General features: G+C 31.0%; 11 protein-coding genes. 4 read left to right on the forward strand and 7 right to left on the reverse strand.

All coding sequences use genetic code 11. The features are described 5' to 3' along the window. Positions 1-154 precede the first annotated feature (154 nt). Entirely contained in the window at positions 155-1,282 is a 1,128-nt protein-coding gene (locus F1Z66_RS06320) for an aldo/keto reductase (protein ID WP_149862759.1), read from the forward strand. A gap of 615 nt (positions 1,283-1,897) precedes the next feature. On the opposite strand, the gene F1Z66_RS06325 is transcribed toward F1Z66_RS06320, so the two are convergent. Then, on the reverse strand, positions 1,898-2,689 hold the full coding sequence (locus F1Z66_RS06325; protein ID WP_149862760.1) for a hypothetical protein: 792 nt from the start codon (positions 2,687-2,689) through the stop codon (positions 1,898-1,900). Positions 2,690-2,810: 121 nt separating this feature from the next. Here F1Z66_RS06325 and F1Z66_RS06330 point away from each other — a divergent pair, with 121 nt between their 5' ends. After that, positions 2,811-2,954 carry a YHS domain-containing protein gene (locus tag F1Z66_RS06330; protein ID WP_149862761.1) on the forward strand — a complete coding sequence of 48 codons (144 nt, stop codon included), beginning with the start codon at positions 2,811-2,813 and terminating at the stop codon, positions 2,952-2,954. 661 nt (positions 2,955-3,615) lie between these two features. On the opposite strand, the gene F1Z66_RS06335 is transcribed toward F1Z66_RS06330, so the two are convergent. From F1Z66_RS06335 to F1Z66_RS15310, 4 genes are all read right to left on the reverse strand, one after another. Next, a complete protein-coding gene (locus F1Z66_RS06335) occupies positions 3,616-3,993 on the reverse strand; it encodes a copper resistance CopC family protein (protein ID WP_195907493.1) in 378 nt (125 codons plus the stop codon). 1,040 nt (positions 3,994-5,033) lie between these two features. After that, positions 5,034-5,246: a hypothetical protein gene (locus F1Z66_RS06340; protein ID WP_149862763.1), complete on the reverse strand. Its 213-nt coding sequence runs from the start codon at positions 5,244-5,246 to the stop codon at positions 5,034-5,036. A gap of 947 nt (positions 5,247-6,193) precedes the next feature. Continuing rightward, positions 6,194-7,441 (reverse strand): FxLYD domain-containing protein, encoded by a 1,248-nt coding sequence (locus F1Z66_RS06345; protein WP_149862764.1) that lies wholly within the window; start codon positions 7,439-7,441, stop codon positions 6,194-6,196. 274 nt (positions 7,442-7,715) lie between these two features. Next, the gene (locus F1Z66_RS15310) at positions 7,716-7,892 is read right to left on the reverse strand and encodes a hypothetical protein (RefSeq protein ID WP_154670495.1); all 177 of its coding nucleotides are present in this window, start codon (positions 7,890-7,892) and stop codon (positions 7,716-7,718) included. Positions 7,893-9,218: 1,326 nt separating this feature from the next. Here F1Z66_RS15310 and F1Z66_RS06350 point away from each other — a divergent pair. Beyond that, positions 9,219-9,881, forward strand: a complete 663-nt coding sequence (locus F1Z66_RS06350) for a DsbA family protein (protein WP_159357523.1) — start codon at positions 9,219-9,221, stop codon at positions 9,879-9,881. Further along, the gene (locus F1Z66_RS06355) at positions 9,882-10,391 is read left to right on the forward strand and encodes a hypothetical protein (protein ID WP_149862766.1); all 510 of its coding nucleotides are present in this window, start codon (positions 9,882-9,884) and stop codon (positions 10,389-10,391) included. It abuts the gene before it with no gap. 122 nt (positions 10,392-10,513) lie between these two features. Here the strand turns inward: F1Z66_RS06355 and F1Z66_RS06360 are convergent, their stop codons facing one another. Then, positions 10,514-11,485, reverse strand: coding sequence for an NAD(P)/FAD-dependent oxidoreductase (locus F1Z66_RS06360; protein WP_149862767.1), 972 nt, complete (start codon positions 11,483-11,485; stop codon positions 10,514-10,516). 126 nt (positions 11,486-11,611) lie between these two features. Beyond that, positions 11,612-12,013, reverse strand: coding sequence for a hypothetical protein (locus tag F1Z66_RS06365; protein WP_149862768.1), 402 nt, complete (start codon positions 12,011-12,013; stop codon positions 11,612-11,614). Positions 12,014-12,342 lie beyond the last annotated feature (329 nt).

Below are 12,342 nucleotides of genomic sequence, written 5' to 3' on the forward strand. Positions count from 1 at the left end.
CTACCTTATTTGCATAGTATACTGAACTCGATCTCATTCCTAAAGTAAAATTTCATCAAATACTTTAAAAATATACTCAAAAATTAATGATGATAACTTTCTCGATAGATAAGAATACTACTAGCTATATAACATTCAAAGCCATATGTAATTTATGAAGTATCAACTATTGGGCAAAAGTGGACTTAGAGTCTCTGAGCTCTGCCTTGGGGCCATGACATTTGGGGAAGAATGGGGATGGGGATCCGCTAAGGAGGAAAGCCACGAAATATTCAATTCCTATGTAGACGCTGGTGGCAATTTTATTGATACTGCTAATAAATATACCGAAGGTACCAGTGAAAAATATATTGGTGAATTTATAGCCGGTGACAGAGACAGATATGTTTTAGCAACAAAATATACAGCTAATACAAGAAATGGAGATCCTAATGCAGGTGGAAATCAACGCAAAAACATGGTGCAATCAGTGGAAGCAAGTTTAAAGAGGTTGAAAACAGACTATATCGATCTATTTTGGGTTCATGCATGGGATCCACTCACACCAATTGAAGAAACTATACGATCGTTAGATGACATGGTAAAAGCGGGGAAGATTTTATACATTGGCATCTCTGATGCTCCAGCTTGGATTATTTCTAAAGCCAATACATTGGCAAATCTAAAAGGCTGGACTGAATTTGTAGGTTTGCAGATTCCCTATAGTCTAATTGAAAGAACTCCAGAAAGAGAATTGTTGCCAATGGCTAGTGCTTTGGATATAGGAGTAACTGCATGGTCTCCTTTAGGTGGCGGTGTTCTTACAGGTAAATACAGTAAAAACAAAGAAGTACAACAATTACAAAATACCTCTTCCTCTAGTAGCTATGCAACAAAAGAAGGTCATAGCAGATTAGAAGTTCAAAACGAATTGGCAGAAAGGTACCTTAATGATAGGAACATGTTAATTGCTCAAGAGGTTAGTAGGATAGCAAAGGAAATAGGATGTAGTGCATCACAAGTAGCTTTAAACTGGATAAGACAACAGAGTATGATTGGAGATTGTGGAAAAAACAAAATAATACCAATTATTGGATCAAGAAAAATATCCCAAATTAAGGATAATCTGGCATGTCTAGAATTTGAACTGACAAGTGAACAAATGAATATGTTAAATCAAGTTAGTAAGATAGAACTAGGTTTTCCTTATGATTTTCTAAACTCCAAAAGATTGAAGGATATTATTTATGGTGGTACTTATTCATTGATTCGAAACAATAAAGTAATAGAAGAAGAACATTGATTCGTATCGCTGCCCATTATATTATTAAGACGGTAATATCAAACCATATTGTATGGAAGCCTTTACACTTTACTTTTACTTTCATTTATTATTTACTGAGTGAGTTGTAAATTTAACCCCTAACCTCCCTATGTTAGACAAATTCCTTACCGGTATATAATTATCATTGAAAGACTGCTCAAAAATATCTTAATTCATGAATTATTAACCCGTAAATATTTGACTTCCCTGTAGGAACAATGTTCAAATCCCTCGCCTCACGTATGCTACGAGTTCAAACGATTCTGCAGGAAGATATTTTAGATCAATGTCTGTTAGCGAGATCGACTTTTGTTAATGTATCCATTTCCAAATCAAAAAGATTAATTTGATGACTCCACGATCATGGCATGTATGGCTTTCAAATTTTCATAGAAATTGTAAATCTTTCATGGAATTAACCAAACAGGACATGTTTGAATTTCTAAATAGCCCAAGAAATATGAAAGCAAATGTAAGCATATTGTATAGAGATAATTAAAACAAAAAGAATTTGGGAAAAAGAGAGTATTTTTTCAAATAAATTGAATCAGATTTTGAATTGTTACTAGGTAGTGGAAGAAGATAATAACTGTCTCATGTAACTTCTAAAACAAAGTCTGCAGTTACTACTTCATTTTGATGTTGGAATTGTCCCCATACTTTATACAAACCTGGGTATGGAAATACCGTGCTAAAGGTAATCGCGGGTCCACCTTTCCAACTAGAGCTTACTTCTTCATTTGGATGGACATGCAAGAATTCCTTCAAGTTACTATTTATTATTACACTATGGTCTCCAGCTCCCATTAGAGGAGTCAAATTTGTAATTGGTTTTGAATTCTGGTCCAATATAACAAATTCGATATTAATCACTTTATTTGACTTAATTTCCTTTGGAATGATTAATTTGACCTTATGGTCTTTGTCTACTTGTTTGATAAACTGTCTTCCCTTTGTGATATATGTTGGTTTATAAGCATTACCTATCATATTGTCCAGTTTAAAGGTAACAAGCGTCTGATTTCCGTTCTTTGGCTTGAAGTCCACCCATATTTTGTATTTCCCAGTTGCAGGAAATTGGTGAAAGACGGTAAATTTACCTTCGTTATCGTCAAAGATAGGATGAATATGAGAAAAGTATGATAGGTCTTCAGATACAATAATAACATGCATTAATTTCTCATGAACAAGATCAAACTTCTTTATTCTTTTTTCTGTTTGATTTTTGTTTATCTGGATAGTAATCAAAGTAGGTTGTCCTGCTTTCGGAATAACAGGTTCGTAGTTGTGACTTGCAGTATAAGGTATTTGGTTAGGTTCATGTCTACTAGGAGTATGATGATGAATAGGCTGAACATTACTATTTGTTTCAAGTTGTGTTATCATACTACAACACAAGCTAAACACAAATATATTGATCTAGCTTTACAATTGTAAAGAGCCAGAAATATGAACTTTTACATTTGTAAAGTCTCAAAGTTAAATATATTAATACTTATAGATAGATATGGCAAAAGACCCAGTTTGTAATATGAATGTGGATGAAAAAACTGCAAAACACGTATCAGAAATTAATGGCAACAAGATATACTTATGTTCCGCTGCTTGCAAACAACAGCTAGAGCAAAATCCATCAAAGTATGGATACTGATACAAATCTTAAAGAATAAATGTTATTCATCTAACTCAGATCTGTCCTTATATCCTTTTTTTAATTACTCTATTCTACCATGGTATTTTTTGGCCATAGCCTGTTTTAAATAAAATACAACAAAAGAAGCATTCATAATATTTATGAACTTTAGATCTTTAGGTTTACCAAATACTGTATCATCACAAAAATCAATACAATATTTTTAGCTAGACCGCTTGTAATTTTTATATTTTTCATCTACCTCATTTTTCCGCATTATTGTCATGAGTACTATTGTGAATATTCTTTCTCCTTTTTTGTATTCTCTTTCTGGTTAACTAATTTGTGAAGACTGTTTTCGACTCCAATAGATTCTATCTTTCAAAATCAAATACTGCCAAAACCACATTAATAAATATGGGTTATTAGTCTCTCACACCTAGCTTTAACTGTAAGAGTTACTATTCTCGTATCTCTTGATATCTACTATCTTATTATTTTCTGTCATTCTCTATATTTGATTTGATAATAGATACGTCATTTGCATCAAAAATAAGTGGCGTGAAATACAAATTCAATGGTTCACAGGACATATTAATTTCAATTAATAGATAAAATAGATAATCAATCGATTGCAACGCTATAGCACTTTGATGATTGACGTACTAAAATTTATGTTTTATTTCCTATCTGAAATATATGAAAAAGAATATGAGCCTTTAGTAATCCAACCGTCATCTTTAGACAGGACAAACCATGTCACAAAATAATCACCTGATACTATTTTGGATTTATTCAAAGATACGGTGAGTTCTTTTTCGGACTTTCCTATTTTGAGATCATTATTATCGATTCTCGTTCCATTATAATCTGTGACCCGAATAGTACTAGCATCTGATTCAGGTCGTTCATTAAAAGTAATAGATATCTTGTCAGGTATTGTTGTAGTTGAATTTATAATTTGATTAGGAAGGGGTTTAAAGGCAATAGGAATTGCATGTCCACTAACTGATACAAATGATATATAATTTCCTATAAAATATAATCCAGTAACCACTAAAACGACAAGGAAAATCTTGTAATTTTTTCTAATTATTTTTAAAAAAGCCATTTCCCAAATTTTTTGTAAAAAGACATAATAATAATTTTTAATTATATATCCACATCAGTACAGTTTATAAATTTTATTTATCAAGTCTATGATATTTTCTCTTTGATTAGTTCAAAAAGACTGTTTTTAAGTTAAATTTTGATACTTGCAATTTCAAATCACATACAATAAACTATCTTTGAATTACTGGAAATGACCACAAATTCATTAAGTTGATACTATTAATAGCGAATTTTCACGCTAATAAAATACTAATATCTATTCCTATTCCAAACTACTCCTCTTCTCCTAAAATAATAACCCATTAAAACTAACACTATGATTATGCCTATTAGTGAAAAAGGAAATGGAATGAACAGTGAAATTAATAAACTTATTCCTATTGATATTCCAATCCACACAAGTTGATTGAGAATAAATTCTCTAGTATTGCTCATTATTATTAAAGTATAGCATATTTTTTAAAGTACGGATACTCAACCTCTGTCAGAATAATCGGCCAAAATAGATCCCACAAGTTATCGAGTTTTAGTGTAATTAAACATACATTCATACACAATAGAAGATATTTTAAACCGAAGTTATTAACTAATAATTTTATTTTTTCGTAATCTCTTGGATGAATCAACAGTTAATGATCTGACTTTATGTCATAAAGTCTCATAATAACGATACAACATCTGATCCTCCTTTAATGTATAGATCATTGAAGGAAATGTTTCCAGTTTACAGAAAGAAAGAGAGAAAGAGAGAAGGTGAGGTCATCAAATAGGTATCCTGTATTTTTATCTCAGTGAGAGCCAGCTAACCTTATTGCTCAGCAAAATATATTCAATGAGAGCTCTGTAGGCAAAAAATTCTAAATGTATTAAATATTCGCTATAATGATTGAATTTGGTAATTTAAAAGATATTTAATGAAAATTTGAATGTTATTAATTATATCGATATACTGGAGTATTTGAAATTGCAAAGTTATTAAGCAAATCATTCTACACTATTGTTAATTCTATCATTTCCTGTATTCCAAGGAGTGATAATTGAAGTAATGTTTTTTGTAGTCATTTCCTTAGTCCCAGAATTTGAATCGTTCTTGGGTGAATCTGTTTGAGCATTGGCATTTAATGTCCATACATCCATCGTTATCAAAATCATAATCACTATGATTAATGACGATATAGAAATTGATGAATGTTTCATTGTAAACTTACATGAAGAATATACTATATAACCGAGTTACATTCGTACAATAGATCTTTTTTTATAGTAAAAGCATTTTCTTAGTTTTCTCACACCATTCTCTTTGCAGTAAGTGTAGTAACCATTACGAAATAAAATACAAAAATAATATATAAATTTTAAATTAAATATTAAGTACGACAAGATATAATATTATTTAACAGTAATCAATTTTTAATTGACAAATTACGAATTAGAATTTAAATTAATCTATCAGACTCCATTTTTCATACACATTTTTTAACGTAATATCTATTTATGAAATATTGCAACATAAAATATTTCAATTAAGAGACACAACTTTTCCTTCTTCTTCTCCCTCTTTCCTATCTCGAATTTTCAAATATTTTTATTTTATGATTTTGAGTATTGAAATTACCCAAAAAATAGTCGAGATGTTGAAATACCTTAATATTATTATCTAAAGAACAATGTACATTACAATCAATCATAGGAAAGGATAGACTAATGTTTAATTATACTTTTATAAAAAAAGGATATTTCTCATCGACTTATTTTGCAGATACTTCACTTTCTTTAGGAATAGTAATAACGCTCTAATAGTTAAATTTAGACTCATGACTAACATTATTAGGTTTAAATTCCATCCCCTCCATGCCAATTAGTATTGACAAAGTTGATTACAGAAAATCCTGAGTATGGTCTTGCGATTATGCGGATGACAATATGATGTCGAGTTAAAATAAGCAGAATGAAGCAAATAATCAAAGCAGCAAATTACGATAAGAAGGAGGAGAAGAAGAAGGAAAAATAAGAAACTAGACAGGAATCAAATTCGCTATACCTGTATATCCAATTCGGATTATAAGAGAATAGTAAATGTAATAGTATTACTAATTATAGGTTCTAACAAGTTTGTTGTCTGCACATTGGCCCCAAGTAAAGGGTTAGTTGTCATCATTATTGCTATCACCATCATTCTCGTCGCTATTGCCATCATTGGTCTCGGTGTTCTCATCTCCACTGTTGTCATCGCCATTACTATTTTCATTCTCATCATCATTACCACCGTTTGTAGAATCCGAATTAGAGTTTGATGGAGGACCTTGGTCCTTTTCCGAAGAATCTTCATCATCTCCTTCACTTTCTTCTTCTCTTTCAGCTTCTTCACATTCAGAGGAACTGCCACCAGAAGAGCCTGGTTTTTCACTGCAGTTATTATCATCAAACCATGGATTACCCTGGTCATCTGTTTTCTTTTCTCCGCGTTGATCATCTCCGTCATCATCATCGTTGTTATCATCGTTGTCATTATCCCTGGCGTTGAATTCATCATCTTTGTTATTTACGATTAATGGTGGATTGTTTACAGGTAAACCATTATTCAAACTATAATCGCTAATTGTAGTAGACCCTCCAGTTGAAGCAAACGGTGTTTTTGTATTGAGGGGAGTGCTCATTGCACTTTGAGATGAATCAACATTTAAAGAATAAAATGCTCCTTGGGATTTAGTTTTGTTATCTGTAATTGTAATATCAAATGGTGCCATTTGATTCTGAGGCAGGTTTTCTACGTTTAGTCCAAAGCTTTGTGTTCCAATAACACCTAAACTCGAATTATCATAAAATGTTACAACGAGGTTTAAGGACTGTTCAGGATTTTGACCTTGATTTATAATATTACCTGTGATATGAGGATTTCCAGACGTATCCAAAAATGAACCACTTCCATTCAAAACAAGATTTGCAGGTTTTTCATCTGTTGAAGGCTGAGATGAGGCGATAAATTCCATAAAGTTAAACTTGCCTAATATTTGCTGAGGATCCTGTATTACTATATCAAAAGGTGATAATTCACCAGTTCTTAAAGTATTGATAGATGTAAAAGCAGAGTGATTTCCAATTACAACATTGTTAGTTGTATTAGAAAGAATGGCCGTAATTTCAACATTGTTTTGTGGTTGAGTAGAAGTATTATTTACCTCACCAACAATATGGAATTTACCTAAATCGTCTGAATATGTAGAAGTGCTTAGAATCTGGATAGGATTAGAATCCAATGTTTGTGCAGATGCCATTGAAGAACCAATTGAGACAGAATTCAATCCACTAAAACTAAAAACCGAACACAAAAGTGAGATCATAATCAGAGGAATTAGCATTACACTTTGAGTATTTCTATTCGAAAATGACATTTTAATTATATTATAAAATGAAAATATGTATAAAATAATTACGTAAAAAAATTAACAATGTTTATTCTACTTTTTAATTGTTGAAAATAATTCCACATCATAAATGCAAAATGAAGTATATTTTCCATGATTGATTTATTGTTAAGCAAATACTTTATCCACTTCTATAAATGAAATGAACTCTCATCATTATAATAGTTCATAGATTCAGATTCAGAGTCAGATGGAGATTCATATTTGAATTAAACTAAATCATAATTACATTTCTAATGTGCTATTCAAAATTATACTGAATAGGATAAAAAGCAGGCAAACGATCGTTAATTTTCCCCTCTATTATGCTATCTGTAATCAATGGTTCAGTAGCTATCATTATATTAATTCTTTTATTTTTATCATAAATTTGACCGATAGCTTCCTTAATCGATTTATTATCAGTAACATCAAACATAAAATGTCTAAGGGTAGATTTTCTTTATTAGATATTCCCATCATCTTGCTGGAAGCATTCAAGTTTCGTATAGTAGCATACGTATGAAATCCTTACCTTGCTAATGCCAGAGAAATCTCAAATCCTATCCCAGTGTAACTTCCTGTAACAAGAGCAATCCGTGATGCTTTGCTCATAAATAACCATTATTATATTTATTTATAAGGATATATTAATAGCATAAATTTTTAGATATCATCAAACATTTATTCATATTTGTTTTTAATTCATTTTTTTATGTTCTGTTAATAAAGACCTTATTAAATTAAGGTAGTCGCTATAGACACTTTTACTAATGCAAATTACTATCGACGAGAGTATGAACACCCTGTGCAAATGTCTCTTAACTTTCAATATTGAAGTATAAAATCTCATTATCTATCAAATTAAACCCTTGGACACAAGAAACGGATTCAAACCCTATCCTCTGCTTGTCATCGATGATTAATACAGTCAAGATCATAGTCTGTAAATCTTTTGAATATAAACCCGAGATTATGTAATATAACTTTAAGTTCCAAACTTTGACTGGGTTATTTTTATATTTTTGAAAATAAATTATTGTTTTTTTTAAACATAAAGATACTAGAAAATGTTGCAGAATTGTCTTAACAAACTCTAATATTTATTATTTGCCTTGTTATATGTACATCAAATATTGACTATGCGAAGGATTGGGTCGAATCAAATGGCACCAGATTACCGATGTTACCAAAAGTAGATCAGTATTTGTTATTCATTCAAACTTTTTTATAAACATTAATGCAATCATTGAAGTACCTAAAAATGTTGCAGTCCAGTATAACCATAGATCACCTATACTAAAGATAATAATAACAATAGATCTATTAAATGAGTAGGATTCATGAATACGTCAGATATAAAAGTTAAAGAGAATATTGAAATACAATATTGAAATAAAATTCACAATACAATAATACCATCTTACCGCTAAAGTACCAGAACTAGTAGAGTCTATATAATTAACTTCAGTGATGAGGTAATGGTCAAATAAATAATAGGCAAGATCCCAGGTTGGTTAATCACATAGTCCTAATAGGTTTTAAAAGGAATTATATTTGTTGGTTTGAATTGATGAATTCAAACAATACAATAAACACTATTATTCATCCATTATAAACTAAACTGTAATTACATTTTTCATGCAAAGATTGAGAAGGACGATATATACATATAGTATCATGGCAAAATATATTTGAGAACATGATTTCCACTCAAAGGAGTCTTAAGGTTTATTTACTTTTAGTCTCTGCATGTTTCTTATTTTTGGTATTAAATATAGCATATATTGAATCAACTCAGGCTTTAAATAGAATCATTTTACCTTATGCAGCGGCTCAATCCCCAGAAAATTTAACGTTATCTACTCTAATTAGTCAAGGATCACCGTATCAAGGAAATCTAAATTCTTCATTAGTAATTATCGATTTCAGCGATTTTCAATGTTACCTGTGTAAGAGGTATGTAGACAATACAGAACAACAAATCAACTCTACTTATGTCCAACCTGGTAAAGCAGTATATGTATTTAAGCATCTTCCAAATAGAGGCTTTGATTCAAAGAATGCTTCAATAGCAGCACAATGCACAAACGATCAAGGTAAATTCTGGGAGTTTCATAAGACTTTGTATGCTGATCAAGGTCCAATAGACTCTGGTTGGGTTAATACCGAAAACTTGAAGAAATTTGCGAATGAAATACCCAATATGAATATTACCCAGTTTGAATCATGTCTTGATACTAAAAAATATGAGTCATTTGTAGACAAAGATATTGCCATGGCAAATTCTTTGGGATTTACAGAAACCCCGTCTTTTATAATAATGAATAGTGAAGGTTCCAACATAGAAAAAATTCAAGGTCCAAAACCATTTCCGATATTTAAGTCAATAATCGATAACCTTGAAAGTAAAATATCCAACAAATAAATGTCAGGGCTAGACGCATTTAAAATAGTATACAGTTCAAATCCAATTTTATATATCGGATTTGCTATTCTGGTATTCGTATTATTTTGGATTTTTTTTAATATTTATGAAGAATTACTTTATTTTGACCCTATACTTTATTTTTATCTACCAGACGACGCTATAGTTGGATTTATCCTATCTACCGCAAGCGCATTACTTCTTGGAGTTGTCATTCCAATGAACATTTACCTTTTGAAAAATTCAAAAATTAAATTAGATAAATCGTTAATATCCAGCTCATTTTTAACATTCATAACTAGTTTCTGTGCTAGTTGCTCTTCAATAGGATTTATAATAATTTCTACTTTTGGGAGTGCAGGTATCATTGCTACTTCGTTTCTTACAAATTATCAAATTCCACTAAGACTAGTCTCGTTAGGCATTTTGATTTTAGCTTTATACACTGTGAGTCGCAAATTAATGAACAACTGTTCAATAAATCATATGGAAAATAATAGTTTAAAATGAAATAGATTATTTTCTTAGGCAAACTCTGAATGAGAGAATTATAAGAAAAAGGGGTAAACTAAATATCAAATATCATTTAGCAAATATCATTTAGCAAAAAGTTGTTAATACATTGTAAAAGATCAATCTAAAAACTCTTTTTGTATCAAATCTCTATTTACACCAACTGCTGCTTTAAGTCCATCTGCAGCGGCTATAATTAATTGGGCAGGTGCAAATACAGAAGCATCACCTGCAGCATAAACACCCGGAACACTCGTTCTTCCGTAAAAGTCCACTAAAATGCCTCCAAGTGAATTATATTCGCATCCTAATTTTTTGGCAAAATCAGAAGCCTGTATTGGTTGAGGTAAAACAAAACCACCTTTTCTAATTATGCTATCTCCATTTTCAAAAATTATTTTTTCCATTTGTCCATTTTCTCCTTCAAATTTTGTAATTTTATTCTCAAATATCTTTATACCCTTGTTAAGAATCAAACGCTTTTGCTCAGGATTTAAAACAGGTTTACCATTTGTACATACAATAAGGTCTTTGGACCAATTAAAGACAGTCTGAATGAAATGAAAACCCTGTGTTTGTTCTTCTATGATAACAGCTAAAGGTTTATCTCGCATTTCCCACCCGTCGCAGTATGGACAATTAAACAAACTTTTACCATAATAGGTTGAAATATTTTCTATATCTGGCAGAACATCTCTTAAGCCAGTAGATATAATTATGGTCTTTGATTGATAAAGGTCTTTGTTATCGGTAGCTATTTCAAATAATTGATCTTTTTTAATTATTGAGGTTACCTTTTCTTCTTTATATATGACAGAAGGATATTTAGTTATGTCCTTGTGAGCAATTTCTCTAAATTCTTTGGGTCTTATTCCATCTGGTGTAATAAATCCATGAGATTCTTGTGTGACTGCATTTCTCGCATTATCGTTGTCAAATAAAACTGTGCTTCGTCTTGCTCGTCCTAATACAAGAGCAGCATTTAAACCCGCCGGACCACCTCCAATAATGGCACAATCAAATAAACTATTCAAGAGCACTCGGGGAATAGGTGATAACAGTGGTCTTATAATTTTGTCGCTTAATAGCATCGTAGAATTGGATTTGACATACTCTTACAAGACACAATTGAACAAACGATATTTAATACAGAATCTAACAAAAAAATCATTAGTTTTGGACAGCGATTCCATCTCTATTATTCTTTTGAGCTTTAGTCAGTGCACATTATGCTCCGTTGATTGATAAGTCATAAATTGATTAATAGAATTTACTAGACTCGAATTATTTGTATTTAATAGTAATATCGAGCCATTTTTTAAATCCTGTACCTGGTATTGTATTTGATCTTTGTTTTGGGTCATAGCATCTATGCCAGGAACTAATTGTTGATGAATGAAGAATGGTTTTGTAAAGTTTCCTTCAGTAAAATCATGTTGTATATCCCTAATGTGATTTCTAATTTGATTAATCGTTTGATTATCATTCTCATCTAATGACATTATTTTTATTTGGCCCCCATCCTTAGTTGAAGAGAATCCATGAGTGATCTTATTTTGATCAAATCCCATGGCGATGGCGCCTCTTTGCATCATTGAAGTCATATTGTGACTATTCATAGGCTGCGATGATCCATTCTGTGAAGGCGCTAAAGACGATTCTTGCGCATAAATAACAATAAAGATAGTATTGAAAAATTGGAACATGATAAATGTAAAATAAATAATTCCAATAACTCGTAAATTAATTGAGTATATCATGATAATTATCGATGTGAGTACTTATAATAAAAGATTTGTTCATTCGGCGCTGTTAACTTAGCGAAAAATCTATAGCTTGAAGATGTCCGTTTTCTGATATATTGACCAAAAGAAACAGGACATCTTCGTCAGATATTGACCGTGCATTGTATTTGTATTTTCTTGGCTTGTCAACTAGAGGTGTTTCC

Origin of the sequence: Candidatus Nitrosocosmicus agrestis, assembly GCF_008389435.1 — an archaeon.
GTDB classification, from domain to species: Archaea; Thermoproteota; Nitrososphaeria; order Nitrososphaerales; family Nitrososphaeraceae; genus Nitrosocosmicus; species Nitrosocosmicus agrestis.